Genomic DNA, 18793 nt, shown 5'->3' on the forward strand with positions numbered 1-18793 from the left:
AGGCACTAGGTATGATCGATGGTCTAGGCGATGTTAACCATGACGGTCCAGGGGACCGAATGGATATGTCATGTGTAGGTATCTATGAAATGGAAGACATCGCGGCTTTAGTCGACTTGCAGAGCGAGCTTGCATCTACTTATGGATTAGATACCGGGGTTGCGTGGCCTCTAGGGGAGATGCCACCGATTAAAAGTCGCGATGAGCTAGAACTCTTTCGAGCTCCGCCTTGTGTGGGTAGATGAATCATCCCCACTTGTGTAGAAACCTCGAAGGGCTGCTTTTGGCCGATTCTGTTGAAAAAGTCGGATTTACCGCTCGCCTGAACTCAGGCACGACCATCGCCTAAGAACCGACTCACCACATTGAGTGGTTTCTCTGTTGGTGCTGACCCAGGACTGACCCAGTTGCCGATGCAAGACTGCCCCATCTCCAAACCTGCAAAACATCCAGCGCAGACAATGATTGACTAGGAGTCAGACTGGGTCAGTGAATTCTCGGCAACTGGGTTAACTAGGCATCGGCGCCAACACAATGGCACCGATTTGTCTTCGGTCACTCAGGAGCGTCTGGATGAGATTACTGACCTGTTGAATACTCGGCCTCGCCAGACACTGGGATGGAAGTTTCCTGTGGAGATATTGACGGATCACTTGCAGCTGCTGGCGACAAACCGGCTAAATACAGTTAACTGACTGTTGCACTTGAAACCTGAGGCCGCCCAGCTTTAATAATGAAAAAAAATATGTGGACAACCAGTTTGGAATCATCTGGCCATGGCCTAGAGCATTTTAGTTAAACAACGGCATGATTCATCGACCTTGCGTGCGATAAAACCATTCATTTTTCTGCCTATACCTTTTAGGCATTACCAAGGACACTCGTTTGTATTTGAGAGGTTGGAGACTTTTATCTAACGTGCGCATCTAAGGCAATGAACCCATGCCATAACCGCACGAGGGCAAGATGAACCTGATACCCCAGATCGAAGCAGATAGCGCCGGCATCTGCCGCATACGCCACGATATCCATGCGCACCCCGAACTCGGGTATGAAGTGCATCGAACCGCGAAACTGGTCGCGTTAACTCTCGAGAAATGGAACATCGAAGTCACCCGCAATGTTGGGGGAACCGGTGTAGTTGGTACCCTGCGGGGCTCGCTAGAAGGCGCTTCGCGTGCCCGGTCCATTGGCTTGCGCGCCGACATGGACGCGCTGCCGATCCAGGAAATCAATACCATTGCCCACGCCTCCCGCAACGCCGGTGTTATGCATGCGTGCGGCCATGACGGTCATACCGCGATGTTGCTCGGTGCGGCGCAATACCTCGCGGCGAATCGGCAATTTCATGGCACGGTGCAGTTCATTTTCCAGCCCGCCGAAGAGGGTGGCGCAGGCGCCAAAGCTATGCTCGACGAAGGGCTGCTCGAACGCTTTCCGATCGATGCGGTGTTTGGCGTTCATAACTGGCCCGGAATGCCAGCCAACACTATGGCTACCCGCGGCGGGGCTTTGATGGCTTCAAGCAACCGGTTCCGTATCGATATCGATGGAGTCGGCGCTCACGCTGCCATGCCGCATAAGGGGCATGACCCGTTGCTGGCCGGCGCGCAGATCGTAACCGCGCTACAAGCGATCCTGACCAGAAGTAAGCGGCCAATTGATCCTGCTGTTCTTTCCGTTACCCAGTTCCACGCTGGAAGCTCGGATAATGTGATTGACCAAGGCGTTTGGCTGAGCGGTACGGTGCGCACATTTGATGATCAAGTAACCGACTTGATTGAACGGCGCATGCAAGAAATAGCCACCGGCCTGGCGACGGCTTTTGGCTGTACTGCTCGGCTTAGCTTCATCCGCGTTTATCCACCAACGATCAACGACGCCAGCCAGTCTGCATTCGCTGCCAATGTAGCGCGGGAGGTGCTCGGCGCGGATAAGGTCATAGGGGAAATCGAGCCGGTCATGCCTTCGGAAGACTTCTCTTTTCTGCTACAGAAGGTGCCGGGTTGCTATGCCTTTCTGGGCAACGGAAGCGGCGAGCATCGTGGCCAAGAGCACGGCAACGGGCCTTGCGAACTGCACAACGCCAGTTTCGATTTCAATGACGAATTGCTCCCGGTAGGTGCCACCTACTTCGTACGTCTCGTGCAGGCTTTTCTGGACCAACCAGGTTAGATTGCGCCGGCAGCTATTTTGAAGTGTTCGACCAGGCGCATTAGCGCCGGGTCGTCCGAATCACTGCGCCAAACGAACTCGACGGGATAGAGTCCCGTAAGATCAGGGTGCGGCAACAGCACCACATCGTTGGGGCAATTGAACTGTGAAGAATCCGGCACAATTGAATAACCCATGCCAGCTGCCACCAGGCCCAACACCGTACTGATATCCGCTCCCAGGTGAACCAGTTGCGGGGATAGGCCAGCGACATGGCAGCTGTGAATCAAAAAATCGTAATAGCTCGGCGCCTGATCCCGGGAGAACCAGACGCACTGCTGGTATTGAAGGTCGGCCAGGTGCGTAGGCGGACTCAAATGCAACTCGCTGCCACGAGGCACCGCCAGTACAAGTCGGCAATAGAACATCGCCAGCCCGGAAAATGCCGGATCTTTCGGATCACGCCAAGCCAGAAAACCACCATCCTGTGTGCCTTCGGCTATCTTCACTTGTTGACGCGCCGAAAGAGCTGGCTCCAGCATGAGGGTTATATCGGGATGCTCTCGTTTGAACTCGCGCAATGGCTGAAGGGCTGATGGGTGCCAACTGTAATTGGGTGCGATACCGATACGCAGTGCGCCAGACTGGCCATTGGCGATTCGGGTAATACGCTCACGTGCTCTTTGCAGGTCAGATAGGATGGCTTGAGCATCACGAATGAAGTGCTGGCCAGCCAGGGTCAGCTCTACGCCCTTGGAGCTTCGTCGGAATAGATCCACGCCCAACGTTTGTTCCAGATCGCGAATCTGTCGACTAAGCGCTGGCTGGACGATATGCAAATGACGTGCGGCCTCAGCCACACTTCGATGCTCTGCAACGGCTACAAAATAGCGCAAATGACGTAGTTCCATATGGATCACCCTGGGAAAATTTAAATATGAAAAATTCGTGAAGGAAGCTACTCAGCCAACACGCCCGCATTTGGTGCTTGCTACGATTAAGTGCACCACTGAACATCGCGCAAGACTAATTAGTTTTGGTATGCCTGGCAAGTATAGGGTAGGGATGTCAATAGTATTTGCTCAGTAACAATTGCTTGCCTACATTCAGGATCAGAAAAACGGGTGAAATAATGGAATATTTTGTGCTGAATGATTTTTTAAAATGATTGGCACATTTCAAGGAGCGTTCATGGATTCAGTAGCCGATACGCTCGAACAGCAGTCTGCACCAGACTATCTGCGCCGCGCCGCAACGGCGGCGACGGTGGGCAATGTGCTGGAGATTTATGACTTCATCGCCTTCGGAATTTTTGCAATTCCCATCTCAAAAGTGTTCTTTCCCGCTGTGTCCGAACTCAACGCCATACTGTTGACCATGGGCACCTTTGCAGCCGGCTTTCTCGCTAGACCGCTCGGAGCGTTGGTACTGGGGCGGTATGCCGATAGGGTCGGACGTAAAAAGGCTTTGACCCTCACGCTCTTAATGATGGCTACCGGCACAGTCGTTCCAGCCATTTGTCCGGCGTATGCAACGCTAGGCGTACTAGCCCCTATCATCATTCTTCTGGGACGCCTGCTCCAAGGGTTTTCAGCAGGAGGTGAAATAGGCGGCGTGGTGTGCATGCTGGTCGAAAACGCACCGCCACATCGACGCTTTTTCTATGCTTCGCTCCAGCAGGCAGCGCAAGGTGCAGGCGTGCTAACGGCAGGTTGCATGGGCTTGGCGCTCAATTCGGTTTTCAGTGAGCAGGAAATACTCGATGGCGCTTGGCGAATTGCCTTCGCTTTTGGCCTGCTGATCGGTCCGGTAGGCTGGTATATAAGGCGCTCAGTGCCTGAAACGATGCTGTTCAGCAAAACCTCCGCCGAGGAGCGAAACCTACCGTTGTTAGGGCAGTTCATCACCTATCGACGCTCGTTGGTCCTCGGCCTGTCGGTGATGGTGTTCTGGACCGTAGCGACTTATATTTCCAATTACTTCACAACCTATACTGTTCGGCAACTGCATCTGACCCCGGTTGACAGCTTCATTGGCCAGATCTGCTATAGCTTGGTCATGATTTGTGCCTGCCCGCTGGTGGGTCGTTTGGCTGACCGCGTGGGACCTTTCAGGCCTATGCTCTTTGGCGCAGGCTTGACTGTCATAGGTGCTTATCCCTTGTTCTACGTCCTCACCAAATACCCTAGCTTGCCAACACTGGTTGCTGCACAAATGGTCATTGCCTTGCTACTCGCATGCCACGCAGCGTGCGCCTCCACGGTCTTAAGCAACTTGTACCCCACAGCCTTTCGGGCAACGGGTGTAGGCTTCTCCTATGCGTTGGGAGTTTCTGTGTTCGGTGGATTCACGCCTCTTATCGTCACCGCTCTACTCGGCAAGACCGGCGACAATATGGTGGTGTCCTACTATCTAAGCGCCGCAGCATTGATCACTTGCACGGGCCTCTTCTTATTACGTAAGACTGGCTTTGCTCATAACATCCCTCGGATCTGAAACTGTACGCTCATCCAGCGAGGCCTTATAAGGGGTCGCTGGTGTAGTCAGAATTAGTGAAACTACTATAAGGCGTGTTTCATGGAGTAACTTCTATGTGTTCTGTGAAGGCAGATAATTACGCAGATATTTTTTCTGATATTAATTCTTTGTTGGACTTTGCGCGCGCCATTTGGCTAGGCGAATGCATATTATATGCGTAAGAGGTGTTATCTCGATAAAGTAAAATCGACGACGAATAGAAGAGTTAATCTTTGCGAAAATAATAAGCACCATGGGAGTAATGTTGAGCAAGAAGAGTTAAATGAATTGGTTGTGCTTGTGGAATCTTAAAAGCAGTTTAGTGCTCTTCTGGCTTATAGAGAGGTGGTACCTTTAGATATAATCTCTAGGGTTAGCCATTTTTACAGAGTTATTCGCATTGAAGAGATACTGAAAAAATATCAGATTCCCGTGCGAGCCGTGAGCTCGGCGTGTTTTGCCATCTCGCTGCCTTGATCATGGGTCATGGTTTTCAGAAGCGCCGGAGCCATTCTCGAGAGTTCCCTCGTCATGGCTTCAAGGGCGGCATCGGCCATCGCCAATACGATTCCAAATGTTATGTTTGGCTATCGAGTACGATGCTCATTGATATATATCATGTTGGAGCAAAATTTATGAATACAATCTATGATGTAATTGTAGTTGGGTCAGGCAATGCTGGCATGAGCGCGGCGCTCGCGGCATTAGAAATTACCGAGCGTGTTCTTGTGATCGAGAAAGCCAGCTTCGAGGATGCGTCCGGTAACACTGCCTATTCGGCTGGGTCGATGCGGTGCACGATAGATAACACCGCTTCCATAAACCAGTTGATCGATGGATATGCCGATCCGAGACTTTCAGTTACGCGATTCCCGATTTACACACGCGATGATTTTCTTGCAGACTTAACTCAGTACAACAACGGTTCGCCACCGACTTCCAATCAGCTCAAGCTCGTCGACGCTTCGTACGAAGCGCTACTTTGGCTGCGTTCGAAGGGGGTTCTTTTTGAGCCAAATTACGATGCTCAAGCTACAAAAACTGAGGGCGGATATTCTTTTTGGGGAGGCTCTATCTTTCGCTGTGTTGGTGAAGGTTTGGGATTAGCTGAGTCTCAACGCCTCGCATTTTTGGAAAAGGGTGGGGCAGTGCGTTATTCATGTTCTGCACAGCATCTCGTTATCGTTGACGGTCGGATAACGGGAATTCGAGTCAAAAATAGTGATGAAAGCGAAAGCGTTTTGAAGGCACATTCGATAATTTTGGCTTCAGGTGGCTTTGGAGCTAACAAAGAAATGCTTTCTCAGTTTGTTGGAGCGGATGTCAGCAATGCTTTGGTACGCGGTACCAGGCACAACACTGGCGACGGACTAAGGATAGCATTTAAGGCTGGCGCTAATCCCTTCGGTATTTATGAAGGATGCCATATAGTGCCAACAGGAATTACCGTAGAGAATGGGTCGTTCGAAGGTCTCTCTAAGAAACAACGCTTAAGAGCTAGAAAGGTTTGCTATCATTTAGGCGTGATGCTGAACAAAGAGGGGCGCCGGTTTGTCAACGAAGGTGCCGACTTTCGCAATAGCACGTATGCTCAATATGGTCGCGATATAATGCTCCAGAGCGACAGTGTCGCTTACCAATTTTTTGATGCTAAGAGTATACCGCATCTATATGATGAATATAATTTATCCAAAATTGATTACTTCGAAAGTGAGTCCCTGGACGATCTAATAAGTCAAATTAATAATATTGATGCCGAAATTGCATTGAAAACTATTTCTGAATTTAATGCATCGGTCGATGACGCTGTGGTCTTCGATCCAAGCGTGAAAGACGGGAAAGGTGCGCGCGGGTTGACCCCGCCACGGACCAATTGGGCTCAATGTTTAGATACACCGCCATTCAGAGCGTATCCTGTTACTGGAGGGATTACCTTCACATACGGCGGCATTGAGATCAACGCAGATGGTGCGGTTGTTAATCGAGACGGCGCTATAATTCCGAGACTTTTCGCCTGCGGTGAGATCGTCGGTGGCGTTTTTTTCAATGGATACCCAAGTGGAGCCGGCCTCACGTCAGGCACGGTTTTTGGACGCATTGCTGGTTACAGCGCGGCCAATAGTTCGAGACAAGCGCATGAAATGATGAGTTTTTGACCAAACTATTTGGTCAATTGACCGAGCATTGAATGCAGATATTTTACTAATTAGCTGGAGTTTATATGTGTAGGATTTTCGGTTATTTGACAAGTTCCAACAATTCCCTTCAATACCGAATGCAAAGTGTTTCAGAGGCTCAAAAGCACGGGGGCCCAGATGCGCAATCGTATGTGTCTTTTCCAAATTGCGGCATTGGAGCCAACCGCCTAGCGATTACTGACCCTAGCGGCGGTCGTCAGCCCTATGCGAGCATTCAAAACATTTATGTCTGTTTAAATGGCGAAATATATAACCATGATGATCTTCGGCGGGAACTCGAGCATAAAGGTTATCGCTTTGGCGATCAATGCGATGGATCAATTCTACCGGCTATGTACGTCGAATATGGCCCTTCATTCGTTGAATATCTCGATGGCATGTTCTCGATTGCTGTTCTCGATAAAAGGAGTGATAAGCCGCTTCTCATATTAGCTACTGACTGTGTTGGAATGAAACCAGTCTACTACGGTCGCTCGCCGGGTGGTGACAGTGTCGTATTCTCAACTGAGTTGCTCGCCCTCCTGCGTTTCGGCTTAAATCCAACTCGCATTCGTCACGATTTGGTGAACCAATACATGACTGTTCGAGCGATTAGCGATGGACAGACTTTCATCGAAAACGTTTCAAGCATCCCTCCTTCTACTATAGTTTCGCAGAGACAAGGTGAGCCTCTTCGCACAATGCGTTATCAATCTCGCATAGTCTATGGAGAAAGCATTCCGAAGTCACTACCTGAGGCAGGCCAGGCGCTCAAAGAACTTCTTGCTTGGGAAGTCAATCGTCTCAAAATCGCCGATGCCAATGTATGCTCAGTGAATAGCGGCGGGTTAGACTCAAGTTTAATAACAATCCTTGCGAATCACAGATCCCCGCAGCCCCTTCCATCGTTTCATGTTTCTTGTAAAGGAAACTGGCCGTTCGATGAGCGCAGTTATGCAAGGGACGTGGCTCGAATTAGTGGCGGACACCATTACGACGCCGTACTTGATCCTGATCGTATACCAGACCTTTTGCCTAAAATGGTTTACCATCTTGGGCAACCAAATGCCGCTCCGCACGCACTGAGTGCATTTTGCCTGTTTCAAGAAGTTGGCAATCGTGGTTATCGCGTAGCGCTAACTGGTGAAGGCGCCGACGAACTCTTTTGCGGTTACACGAGGATGGTTAAATCCATATCCCACGAGGGTAGTGATTGGCCCACTGCATATCTCGACGGCATGGCTCCCTGCTCGCGGGAGACGCGAGCGTCTCTTTTTAAGGCTGACTTCCTCAGATCACTATCAGATCACAACGAAAAGATTGATCGGGAGTTCACCGACGAGTTATTGTCCTTCACAGGGACGCGGGAGAAGGCTGTTAAAACTTTTGAGCAAAACCGCAACCTTTGCCATTATGTTCTGCATCGCGCGGAGCCGTTGGCTATGGCGTCAGGTGTGGAAGTAAGAATTCCATTCTGCCAGCCTCGCGTAGTCGACTTTGCGCGAAGGCTTGAAGATAATATCAACTTACGAAACGCCGCGAGAGGAAAGGCTGTTGTATACGAGGCTGCTAAGGGCGTTCTCCCGATCTCGGTAATGGATCGTCCAAAACAGCCTTTCACGCTCCCTATTACAAGTCTCATGCACAAAGGAAGCCGCCTCTATGATTTCGTAAATGAAGCAGTGAAAACTAAGCGCATGCGTGAGGATACACCGTTCGATACCGAGCGTTTGTCTAGCCTTTTAACCGAACAGGGAAGCAATCCTAGCAGAAACGCATCCTTCGCGCTTTGGGCGGCGACAGTATATTCGGTTTGGATTGATCAGGTCAGCGCCATTTGACGTATGTCATTTTCACTTAATTAAATTTTCCTTATTTGCTCGAGGTTCAACAAATGTCGACATTTTATGAGCTAAACTCCGACAAGTTTAAATTCGGATGGGAAGCGGAGGTCATGGTTACCGATCATGATTATAATCCGCTATTCGGGGATAAGATGCCGTTTGAAATTCTCCGAGACAGTGTTAACTCAATTACAAATGAGAGCGCTGATTACCTAGTGGAAAAATACACTGGATCCGGGCAGGGCCCCTATTACTTAGAAGGATACGATACAGAGACAAGTGGCAAGGTTGCGTCTCGTGTTGACGTCAAAGGGGTCGAAATTAGGACTCCGATTGATTTCTCGATTGAGCAATCCGTTCAATCCTTCGAGAGGCTCTATAACAGCTTGCAGGCAAAAGTTTCTAAAGCCGGACTTAGACTTTGCTGCCACGGAAATCACCCTTTTCAACCCGCTTACGTGGGTGAAAAAGGCGAGCGGGATCTAATCGGGTGGTCATCGGCTGAAGTGGCTATGACCACTCAGGGGCTAGCCATAAATATTAGCATGCCAGACGATCGCGAAAACGCGCTGGATAGGCTTGCTTTGGATCTGCGTTTCTCATACGCAGCACCGGTTATGGTTATCCTCGCGGCGAATACTCCATTTCGGTTGGGCGAACTGTGGACGCCTATGGGTGTGCAGGCTCACTCAGAGCGATCTTACCGTAGGACTTTCACACGCAATACAATCTACTACCGTGACGACCAACATCACAGAAAAGAAATAACCCTATTTGACGCTACCAATGATCTAAGGATGCACGCGGCCTACGCCGCGCTTAGTCTTGGAATTATTTTGTCGGATGCGGAATTCCCGATCCTACCAGACAGGTTTTCGAAGGAGAACATCCGAAGAGTAGCGCAGTTCGGTTACGACGCTGTATTAGTTGACAGAAATTTCGGAGAATTCAATCCCGCGGATGCTGTTTCGATGGTTCTTGGGGCAGCTGCCGCAGCGCTTACGCGGAACGGCTTCAACGCGGATTTACTTAATCCACTTTGGGCTCTTCGCGACCAACGGATTACGCAAGCACAGAGAACTGTCGAGCGTTATTTGCACCTTGGCTCTATACAGAATGTTCTGCGGGAAAACTCAGAACTGGTTGGCAAATAATTAATTTCATATGTCCCGGACGATTACCATACTATGTGCCTTCAATCAGGGAGGCACATACACAGCCAATGAAAAGAAGGATGCCGATGAACAGTTCGTGGGGGCCGACCCTAATAATATTGTCTGGAATTCTTTGGGGATTTTCAGCGTTTACGAAAAAATATCTTCTGCTGTATGTCGATCCACTGTTTCTTAACGTGATTAACTCGGCCTTTGTATGTATAAGCCTAGTTTCTGTTTGGTTCAGGCCATCTGAATTGTGGAACAGCTTTCGTGAAGCCCCATATCTTCTCATAGCTATGGCCTTTTTCGGAAACTCAATTGGGACGAGCATGCTCTATATTGCGATAGACCACCTGAGCCTCTCGGTTGCGAGCGTCGTCGGAAAGTTGCAGCCCGTATTTGTCATTATATGTGCTTATGTTTTCCTTAAAGAACGCCTTACGCGGACGGAGATACTCTTATCAGTTGTAAGCATTTTGGGTGCGTTCTTGGTGGCGGTGCCAGAGCCGATGAAAATCTTTGAGACTGCGCACATGACTATCATTGGTCTGCTGGCAGCGTTAGCTAGTGCGCTTGGGTGGGCTTTTAGTGGCGTTATCGGGAGGCGTCTAACTATCATGGATGCCTCGCCTTCGGCTGCTCAAATGACCTTCTTCAGGTATTTTATAGGCTCGTCGTTGCTAATACCACTAGTTGATTTCTCGAGTTATAGTTCAACTGTCGCGCAGTGGCCCTATCGGACACCTTTCCTCCCTACAGTATTCATCCTAACGTTTGTCACAGTCACCGTTCCCACATGGGCTTTTTATAAAGGCCTGAAACACGTATCGGCAAGCTATGCATCTGTGTTAGAGCTGTCCTCCCCAATCACGGCAGTTTTGCTTGGCATGATTTTTTTGAGTGAACGCTTGAACGAGTCGCAGCTTATTGGTGTTGCTTTGGTTGTATTACCCATTCTGGCGTTAGAAAATCTGCGTATGAGGCATTCCACGTAGCTGATAGAGCATTGGCTGCTAACCAGATCCCGCGGAACTGCTGCGTATCTGACAGAACTGGTGATCGTGTCCCGGGGAGTGGTGTAACTGAACCAACCGAAGGCGCCCTGAGGGTGAAAGAGGATGGTCATCGTGGTTCTTGGCTTACGTTGAGTTTGCGAAGACCAAACACTCACCAGAGAAACCACGATGACCAAGCCCACTATCGCATTGACCGGGTTGGTTGAGAAAGGTGTAGACGCTGATCTGCTCAAGCAAATGATCCAGTTCGTCGCCCAGCGGATGATGGATTTCGATGTTGAAAGCCTTTGCGGCGCTGGCTTCGATGTTAAAAACCCTGATTGTACCAACAGTCGCAACGGTTGCCGCGACCGCCTGTGGCAAACCCGTGTCGGGGAGGTTGATTTGAAGATTCCCAAACTGCGCCAAGGCAGCTACTACCCTGTCTGCAACTGCTGGATGCCTACGGTATCACCCAGGCCAAAAGCGCTGAACTAGTTGCGGCCCTCACCGGACGGCCATGCGCAGCTCGTATCGTACGATCATGGGTAAATGACCCCGAAAAGCCTAGCGCCACCCCTTGTCCGGATTGGGCCGTTGTTGCGCTCGAAAAGGCTATTGACTACATGCCGCGCGCCTTGGCGCGACGTGCCGAAGGATAAGGGCCGCTTTGGTGATTCGACCAATTACCGAACCGCTTTACCAACTGGCCGTCACCTTGGACCAACTGCAAGATCTGCAAGCCCTGCTTGAGACAACTTCGGCTGGTGAGGCAGACCCCGACGCCAAGGTGTTCCAACTGCTGCATCTGGTACGAAAAACCCGGATCGAAGCCGTCAAGTTTAAACAGCGAAACCAGGAACGCGCGGCGGATCTGCCGCCCAGGTACACCACAAGCCCAGCCGTCAAACGTTGGGCTAAGCCCGTAGGAGAGGCGTAATTTCGCGCCCGGATCTGGGAGTAAAACTTGAATATCCTGAAATCAGCCTTGATGGCCACGCTGCTTTTTTCTGCCGCTGCTGGAGCTGTAGGGTTTCCCGCGCCGGACTTTTCGAAGTGGTCCAACAAAACTCTGACTGATGCAGGCGTCAAAGATGCCCGCGTTGTTGAAACCAAATACCCGTTCAATTTCACGTTCTGCGAGAAAGGCTCGGCGAGTCTGTGGCGTTATGACGTGATGAACGTCGAGCAGTTGAACGCGCTTCAACTAGGCAAGACCGTGAAAACTCTGACCGAAGCCGAACGTCGGGTTGTAGTTGAGCCAAGCAGCAGCATCTGCCAAGCGGCGAGCTAATGTCACCCAGCCCCGTTACGCCGGGGCTTCAAGGAAAACGCGGCGGATCTGCCGTCCAGGAACGCCCAAGCCCCGCCGTCAAAACGTGTGGCCGACTCAGTAAGAAAGGCCTGGTTTTCGAGTCTAGGCGACGTGAGGTAATCATTGTGAAAACGACCCCAGAGTCAGTGGAATTGACTCTAATTTACGGTAATCCTGGCGAGCTGGGTCGAACGACAGAGCCGCAGAGATATTCAGTAGTGATGAAGCGCATGCATACCTTCTACTCGGTGCTTCTCACGCCTTCAGAAATAGGTGTTGCACTTCTGAAGGCGCCGGGTCTTTCCCGCGCACGCATCGAACTGAACGACGGTACTGTAATCGTGGATGCAGTGCGCTACGTTCAACAAAATTATTTCGAGCTGGTAGAGGGTCAGCGGCCAGCTTAGGAAATCGCCGCCACACCCCAAGCCCCGCCAGTCGGGGTTAAGTCAGTGAAAGGACGCTTATTTCGCGTCCGCGAAACCGAGGAACTACCGATGATCTTCCGTGCAATGGTCTGCGCTTAAGACCGTAAATTAAAGGAAATTCGCCCTGGTACACCCCAGTCGCCCGTAATCGAAGGAATGATGATCATGATTGAACCTTGGGAAAAAAGCCAAACCCCAGAACTGAAAAAACTAGTGCAAAAGCTCAAAGACCACTCAGTTTCTAATCCGGACGACAACCCAAATCTGACCGGGGAAGAATTTCTATCTACAACTGATGAAACATCCCGCGATCTGATTAGAGAAATCGCTGAAGTCGGTGCTGTTGTCCTTTTCGACCGTGAGGGACGAAGGCAGGGCCAGTCCGCTGCGGCAATGAGGCGTGCTGGATACACCGTCTCAGAGGTTGGTGATCCTCACGACGAAAATGATAGATACAAAACCACCCTTCAGATCACTACTAATCATGGCGTACTGACGTTTGTAGCTCCGCTGCTTGGACGTTGAGGGGCAGCGAAAATATCGCTGAAAAAGGCGCGGATCTGCCGCCCAGCAACGCGCTACAGTAGATGCATACGGTTCGTATGCCTGAGTTCAAGGAGTGAAACGTGAAATACAGCAAAGTGAGCCGCTGGCCGGCTCTAAACATAAACCCCCATGCAAGCCGAAGTGGATATGAAAAAGAGGTATTTATGGTAAGCACAGTAACGATCTACAAGAGCGCGGGGATCGATCAAGATCGACGAAGTGTCGTTCTGCCCTGAAAGCTTTTCGGATGCAAGGATAGAGGGTGGACACCCAAACGGCCCCGTATTTTGCTTGGGGGCGGCCAAGGCAGTGATCAGTTTAACTGACGCGAACTTACTGGTCGCGGCTGGTGTGACCGACAATAGGTAGGACAGCGTCCGCTGCACACCAAGGCACTTGACTGGGCATTACTCAGTACCAGGGCGCAATTACGCACCCGCGAAATCGAGGTTTTCCAAAATGACAGCGATTTACGACGGTTTGGATTTTAAAACACCTCTAGAAGCTCAGTGGGCGGCCTTCTTTGACCTTGCTGGTTGGACTTGGCATACAAACCCAGCGTCAGTTGGGAATTGGGCTCCTGATTTTCGAGTGGAATTTTCTTGCGGGCATAGTGAATACAATGTAACTTACACACTTTTGGTTGCTGTTCTGCCTTTCTCAAGTATCGAAGCGTTTGGTGATCACCCATCTTTGAGTCATTGCTACGGTATTGAATCCCCGTACGACGACCTACATCCATCCGTTGACGCTGGAGCAGCATTTGGCACTTCTCCGCATGTCACTGTGTGGGAGTTTTCTCACGGGGCTGGGGGCGGTCAATACAACGTACGTGAGTGGGTAAGGGAGGCTGACTCACTTTGGTCTAAAGCAGCGCAACTGGTCCATTCGAGCGTGAAACAAAGCGCTACGAAGGCTTAGAAAAATTAGGTGCACCACACACTACCGATAGCTCTTTTCACGGTTGGTCTTTTGGCCGGATTACCCGTCAGCGCTTTGGTTGTCAGTATTCCTGCTTTCCTGGAAAGACAATGGCGATTGGACGCCGCCCAGATGCTGGGGCAAGAATCGCCTACTGAGCACCGTCCGCGTTCGTCCCTGTCATTACTGCCTGATCAAATTAACGTTCGATTTAGTATTACGCTATTGGTCATGGGAGGGTTTTCAAGCTGGGCAGCGCTGTACTACGGTGTTGGGCCAAGCGGCTTGGCCGCGTTGGTGTTGGCCGGTGGCTTGCTGGCCCTGAGCTTGATTGACCTCGATCACCAGTTGCTGCCGGACGTGCTGGTTTGGCCGCTGCTGTGGCTGGGCTTGATCGTCAACAGCTTCGAGCTGTTTACAACCCTGTCCATGCCCTGCGGGGAGTCGTGGGTGGCTAAGCGGTGACCATCGTGCTTAAAGAGAAGGTCGTAACGGCCAGCATGCTGGAGGCAATGATCCCCAGAATCTTGTCCACTGCATCCGCGCCAATACGCACTGGTAATGACTCTGGGATGAAGTCTTTGAATACAACAGCGAGCAGCGCCGTAGCTACCCCTAGAAGGGAGAATAGGGAGGCTCTGAACCACAGCCGTTTAGTGAGTTGATTCGTGATCCAGCGCCAACGGGCGATCATGTGCAATCCTTCAGTGAATACTTCGATAGAGTCGCAGGTGGGGCAGAAGTTTTATTCGACTATGGGCCGGTGCCGGTACTGCCCGAGGATGAGTACTGGCGAACACGTGCCGGTTACCTAGACGATCTGATGTTCCATGCCTTGTTGCGGCCATTGATCGATGTGCCGCGTCCGCTGCTCCAGGAAGGACAGGGTGATACCTGGACGCGACGGTCGCTGCGACTGACGACCCTCGGCGAGCAGATGCTGGCAGGTCAAGCGCATTGGCTCGATCAGGCACCCTGAGGTTCGTTGGGTAGGCTGGGTGCGGATCGTGGCCGATCAGGCGCCTTGAGTAGGGAGGGGCGGGTATGGCGGCGTTGATGGCCGTATGAGCCGGGTACGCTCGGTCTGCCGATTGAGCTTTGATCCACCCTGCCTCTGGAGAAAGCCCCGCCACCGCCGATACACACTCGTCCAGATTGTCCGAGCCATTGGCGCATGAACCTCACTGACGCTGTCCTTATCCTGTTGCTGGCCGCCCGTATCCATGGCACGGATGAGGCTGTGCGGGCCTCGGCCAAGAGCTGCGTGAAGAAGCTGCCTCGGGGCAAACGCGACCTGATCTACAACGTGATCAACAGTCGCAGCCCCATGGACCTGGTTGCCTTGCTCGCTGAAAATCTCCAAGACTGAAAACCCGCCGATCAGAACCCGATCCCGTCGATATTGGTGGTCATTTCGCCGCCGAGGGCAGGGCATGTCATGAACCGCTTCACCCGGGCGTAGTGGTGGCCGCCGCTGGCCATCTGGTCTTGCAGGCTTTCTTGTTGTGGTTGAGGGCCGCTCATACCCTCGGCCGCGAAAGACGCACAACGTTGAACTGACGCTATCCCTCCACCGCCTAAATGCCGGCAAAGAAAAGCCCGACAGCGTCGGGCTTGAGTGAGGTGTTGCATGGGGAAGGCTCAGGTCATGAGTCAACCCGTTCTCCCTTCAGTGACACTTGCAGGTGGGGTGCCTCTGGACCTGTGTCCACCAGGTCGAGTGTCAGCTCCAGACAGGGTTGCTTTGCGCGACGCCCGGTACGTGAGCGGCGATAGAGCCCGAAGTGAACCTGCCTGATTCCAGGTTGCCCGTTGTGGGCTTTGCATACGGCGTGCAGCAGATCAATCAGCTGAGTGTTGTACATCGAGTCACCGCAGCGACTGTACCTTTGCACGGCGTTGTCCCAGGCCCTTGGCGTGAAGGACAGTGCGTATTTCGGCGCATCGGCGCGAGCTTGCTTGGGTCGTTGGGGCATGGTCTTTCTCCTCTCGAGAGAAACCACATCCCCGGCCGGGAGTGGTTTCCCGGTGACGGTGGTTGAAGCGTTATGACGCGTTGAGCATCAGTGGGTGCAGCAGGTGACGCCTGTGTTGTCGAGCGCCTTTATTGCAAACGCTCGCCATCTGGGTGAGATCAAAAAGCCCTTCAGTTCCCTGGCTTTTTGATGGGAAAGCCTGGCTTGCTCGTAGGCTTGTTCGCACACCTCTTCGCTGGCTTTTTCAAACAGTTCCACTATCCGATTCTCGACCGTAGCCACTTCATCAGCCGTGCCGCAGGGCCGTCGCCACACGATTTCAGAGGGTGTGACAACGCCCGAAAGCACTCGTTGACAGTCATTGCAGCCAAATACCGTAGGGTTCCGTTTGTAGGCCTTGGGTCCGGTGTAGAAAACCTCGACCGTTCGTGGATCGAACGAAGCCGCCGCTATCAGGTTTGGATACGCATGCAACTCGTAGAAACGTGAAACACACCGCGCAATGGCGTCCTCAATCAGGCCGACATGCCCGAGCACGTACTCGTCGGTGCGCCGGTAGTAACCCACCTGCGGCGCGTCTTGCGGCATGCTCAACACGCCGGTGCAGACAACCGTGAATTGACGCTCAAACTCGTCCAGGCGCAGGTACGCGTCGGGGGTGTAGGGATTCCGAACGAACGGAAAGGGTAGGAGCAGAACATTCAGTGGCTTTCCCATGGTGATTCTCCATTTTCACAAAGCGAACGCGGAGAAACACTTCGCCCGGCGGGGGAAGGATTTCCCCGCGCGGGTGGGTCGAACGTTAGGTGTTAATCAGAGCAGGAATTTCATGCTGCCCATTAAGATTCCAGCAAAGGCGGACAGCATGATGCCCATGCGAATGGTTAGCTTGACTTCGAGTTGAGAGCACGCGGTTTTCACCTCGGCAATCAGCTCAGTACGAAGCAGAGCAACATCAGTCTTGGTAGCAAGGGCTGAACTCATTTCTTCCTCCAATGCATCGATGACTGCGGTAGCGTTTTCTTCCGAGACGTCGGCCGAGACCAACGCCCTGTATAAAGCTGTTTCCAACTTCATCGGACCTCCAGATTTCAGGGAGGGCCTGGCCCATACGGGCGAGGCCCGTATGGGGGAACAGCAGTGCTTCCATCGACTGGAGTCGATCGATCGCACTACTGGAAGCGTTGCGACCTTGGGGGGATGGATCATGCGCAATGGCGCATCCTAGCTTTCAGATCCGGCTACTAGGGCAGGGTGCTGACAATGTCAGCGGTACGCCCCGACACAATGAATACCTTGACGGGTAACTGTCAAAAGCCCATCTGCAACAAGCTTTTTCCGGCTTGGGGCGCGTGTGCGAAAACGGGAGGGAGACTACAAATCCGACGCCGCCACTGGCGTAGGAGCGTTGCTTGTAGGTCGACCAGGGTTTGCCGAAATGCACATGCGAAAGTGTTGGTTGTGGCGTAGCTGATCACTCACAACCTGGGTATGAGGGTACAAGGCGAAGGGCGTCGAACCCTCGTCATGAGCTTGGGAGGCATGCAGCGGGTCTACATACGTTAGTTGGCGTACTCGGCATCGGCGAAGGGCATTTATTTCATCGGGCTCAATCTTCCAGACTCGACAAGGATGCGAGCATTGAAGTTTGAGAGTGACCAGTTTTCCGGCAACCATGGAATTGTCTTCAACGGAGACCCAATGCCTGTCTCTGTCATCTTCTGGATAGAGATCATAGAGCGTCGTGTGTTGGCACCAGCACAGCACCCTTGTGACCTAGGGGAGGGCCGCGATCGTTGGCCTGAACCTGCTAGGGTTGGCACCCGCGACCCTTTTCATCATCCGCCGCAGCGCGGTGGCGTCTTGATAACCCACTGCCGCGGCTATTTGCTCCACGGTCATGCGGCTCGATTCCAGGAGCGCCCTCGCACGCCTCAGCTTGACACTTTGTACGAGCGCCAGGGTGCTCTTGCCGGTGGCCCGTTGGATATGTCGCGAGAGTGTCTTTTCAGACATGCAGAACTCACGCGCAAGCTCTCCGACGCTTGGTGGCTCAGGCAACGAAGTCTCGATGCGTGCAGCTAGGCGAGCGACCAAGTCGTCTCCATTGGCAAACACCTCTGGAACAATGAATGGCGCTTGCGCCTGACGACCATCAATCAAGAGCACACGAGAAACCGCGTCGGCTAGCGCATTCCCACAACGCGTACGGAGTAGGTGCAGCATCAGGTCTGTCTGCGCAAAGGCAGCACCGGCGGTCACCAGTGGTCCATCGGCGCACACCATGCGATCTGCATCGACGACGCAGCCTGGCTCGATCCGCTTCAGGGCAGGCGCAAGCCACCATGACGTTGTGACCCGCCTTCCCGCCAGGAGACCGGCTGCTTGCAACAGAAAAACTGCCGAGCATGACGCGGCTATTTGACCGCCCGCGTGAGCATGTTTTTGTAAGGCATCGACTGCACGGTGCGCGTCGTCAAGGGCGAGCCGCTGCTGGATCGCCGCCGCTTCATCCAGGCCCAGCCCTGGGACGATCCAGACCGACTGATCGGTCTGCAACGGACTGGGAAGCCTCGTGGTGCTGACGCAGACGCCCAATTGCAGAGGGGTCATTGCACCGTCTATCGAGTAGAGCTTCCACCGCGGAGGCGCGACGCCAAGGCGAGGTGCGAGCGTCGCAGCCGCGGCAAGCACGTCAAGCGTGACTGCCACGCTGGTGGGATAGGCACCTTCCAGAACCAGAATGGTGAAATCGAGCATTGT

General features: G+C 52.4%; 17 protein-coding genes and 5 pseudogenes. 15 read left to right on the top strand and 7 right to left on the bottom strand.

Annotated features, from left to right (window positions below; all coding sequences use genetic code 11):
- Window positions 1–536 precede the first annotated feature (536 nt).
- Window positions 537–695, top strand: a pseudogene (locus HX866_RS11690) (IS30 family transposase); the annotation flags it as partial.
- Between the two features lie 271 nt (window positions 696–966).
- Entirely contained in the window at window positions 967–2175 is a 1209-nt protein-coding gene (locus HX866_RS11695) for a M20 aminoacylase family protein (protein ID WP_177105168.1), read from the top strand.
- On the opposite strand, the gene HX866_RS11700 is transcribed toward HX866_RS11695, so the two are convergent.
- Entirely contained in the window at window positions 2172–3065 is an 894-nt protein-coding gene (locus HX866_RS11700) for a LysR family transcriptional regulator (protein WP_177105167.1), read from the bottom strand. The two genes, HX866_RS11695 and HX866_RS11700, sit on opposite strands and share 4 nt — an antisense overlap.
- A 253-nt stretch (window positions 3066–3318) precedes the next feature.
- Between HX866_RS11700 and HX866_RS11705 the strand changes: the two genes are divergently transcribed.
- Window positions 3319–4650: an MFS transporter gene (locus tag HX866_RS11705; RefSeq protein WP_256344905.1), complete on the top strand. Its 1332-nt coding sequence runs from the start codon at window positions 3319–3321 to the stop codon at window positions 4648–4650.
- 446 nt (window positions 4651–5096) lie between these two features.
- On the opposite strand, the pseudogene HX866_RS34300 reads toward HX866_RS11705, so the two are convergent.
- A pseudogene (locus tag HX866_RS34300) lies at window positions 5097–5225 on the bottom strand (IS30 family transposase); the annotation flags it as partial.
- Between the two features lie 81 nt (window positions 5226–5306).
- Here HX866_RS34300 and tcuA point away from each other — a divergent pair.
- The 10 genes and pseudogenes from tcuA to HX866_RS34765 all read left to right on the top strand — a co-directional run.
- The gene (gene tcuA, locus HX866_RS11710; protein ID WP_177139693.1) at window positions 5307–6827 is read left to right on the top strand and encodes an FAD-dependent tricarballylate dehydrogenase TcuA; all 1521 of its coding nucleotides are present in this window, start codon (window positions 5307–5309) and stop codon (window positions 6825–6827) included.
- A gap of 65 nt (window positions 6828–6892) precedes the next feature.
- Window positions 6893–8689 (top strand): asparagine synthase (glutamine-hydrolyzing), encoded by a 1797-nt coding sequence (gene asnB / locus HX866_RS11715; protein WP_256344906.1) that lies wholly within the window; start codon window positions 6893–6895, stop codon window positions 8687–8689.
- Window positions 8690–8742: 53 nt separating this feature from the next.
- On the top strand, window positions 8743–9846 hold the full coding sequence (locus HX866_RS11720; protein WP_177105163.1) for a glutamate-cysteine ligase family protein: 1104 nt from the start codon (window positions 8743–8745) through the stop codon (window positions 9844–9846).
- Window positions 9847–9932: 86 nt separating this feature from the next.
- A complete protein-coding gene (locus HX866_RS11725) occupies window positions 9933–10844 on the top strand; it encodes a DMT family transporter (RefSeq protein ID WP_177105162.1) in 912 nt (303 codons plus the stop codon).
- A 189-nt stretch (window positions 10845–11033) separates the two neighbouring features.
- Window positions 11034–11288 (top strand): annotated as a pseudogene (locus HX866_RS11730) (transposase); the annotation flags it as partial.
- Window positions 11289–11517: 229 nt separating this feature from the next.
- The gene (locus HX866_RS11735; RefSeq protein WP_177105161.1) at window positions 11518–11784 is read left to right on the top strand and encodes a hypothetical protein; all 267 of its coding nucleotides are present in this window, start codon (window positions 11518–11520) and stop codon (window positions 11782–11784) included.
- Window positions 11785–11811: 27 nt separating this feature from the next.
- The gene (locus HX866_RS11740; RefSeq protein ID WP_177139698.1) at window positions 11812–12138 is read left to right on the top strand and encodes a hypothetical protein; all 327 of its coding nucleotides are present in this window, start codon (window positions 11812–11814) and stop codon (window positions 12136–12138) included.
- Between the two features lie 251 nt (window positions 12139–12389).
- Window positions 12390–12566 carry a hypothetical protein gene (locus HX866_RS11745; protein ID WP_177105159.1) on the top strand — a complete coding sequence of 59 codons (177 nt, stop codon included), beginning with the start codon at window positions 12390–12392 and terminating at the stop codon, window positions 12564–12566.
- Window positions 12567–12752: 186 nt separating this feature from the next.
- On the top strand, window positions 12753–13112 hold the full coding sequence (locus tag HX866_RS11750; RefSeq protein WP_177105158.1) for a hypothetical protein: 360 nt from the start codon (window positions 12753–12755) through the stop codon (window positions 13110–13112).
- 1230 nt (window positions 13113–14342) lie between these two features.
- Window positions 14343–14483 (top strand): annotated as a pseudogene (locus HX866_RS34765) (prepilin peptidase); the annotation flags it as partial.
- A gap of 28 nt (window positions 14484–14511) precedes the next feature.
- Here the strand turns inward: HX866_RS34765 and HX866_RS11760 are convergent.
- Window positions 14512–14748, bottom strand: a pseudogene (locus HX866_RS11760) (DUF2254 family protein); the annotation flags it as partial.
- Between HX866_RS11760 and HX866_RS11765 the strand changes: the two are divergent.
- Entirely contained in the window at window positions 14749–15033 is a 285-nt protein-coding gene (locus HX866_RS11765) for a hypothetical protein (RefSeq protein ID WP_177105157.1), read from the top strand.
- A 195-nt stretch (window positions 15034–15228) separates the two neighbouring features.
- Entirely contained in the window at window positions 15229–15423 is a 195-nt protein-coding gene (locus tag HX866_RS11770; protein WP_177093645.1) for a DUF7740 domain-containing protein, read from the top strand.
- 11 nt (window positions 15424–15434) lie between these two features.
- Here HX866_RS11770 and HX866_RS11775 read toward each other — a convergent pair whose 3' ends face one another.
- From HX866_RS11775 to HX866_RS11790, 4 genes are all read right to left on the bottom strand, one after another.
- Complete coding sequence (locus tag HX866_RS11775) at window positions 15435–15578, bottom strand: hypothetical protein (RefSeq protein ID WP_177093646.1); 144 nt, start codon at window positions 15576–15578, stop codon at window positions 15435–15437.
- Between the two features lie 539 nt (window positions 15579–16117).
- Window positions 16118–16747, bottom strand: coding sequence for a hypothetical protein (locus HX866_RS11780; protein WP_256344907.1), 630 nt, complete (start codon window positions 16745–16747; stop codon window positions 16118–16120).
- A gap of 96 nt (window positions 16748–16843) precedes the next feature.
- Window positions 16844–17107, bottom strand: a complete 264-nt coding sequence (locus HX866_RS11785) for a hypothetical protein (protein WP_177093647.1) — start codon at window positions 17105–17107, stop codon at window positions 16844–16846.
- A 699-nt stretch (window positions 17108–17806) separates the two neighbouring features.
- Complete coding sequence (locus HX866_RS11790) at window positions 17807–18790, bottom strand: GlxA family transcriptional regulator (protein ID WP_177139699.1); 984 nt, start codon at window positions 18788–18790, stop codon at window positions 17807–17809.
- Window positions 18791–18793: the final 3 nt, after the last annotated feature.

It is taken from the genome of Pseudomonas gingeri (assembly GCF_013386165.1).
Lineage (GTDB): Bacteria > Pseudomonadota > Gammaproteobacteria > Pseudomonadales > Pseudomonadaceae > Aquipseudomonas > Aquipseudomonas gingeri_C.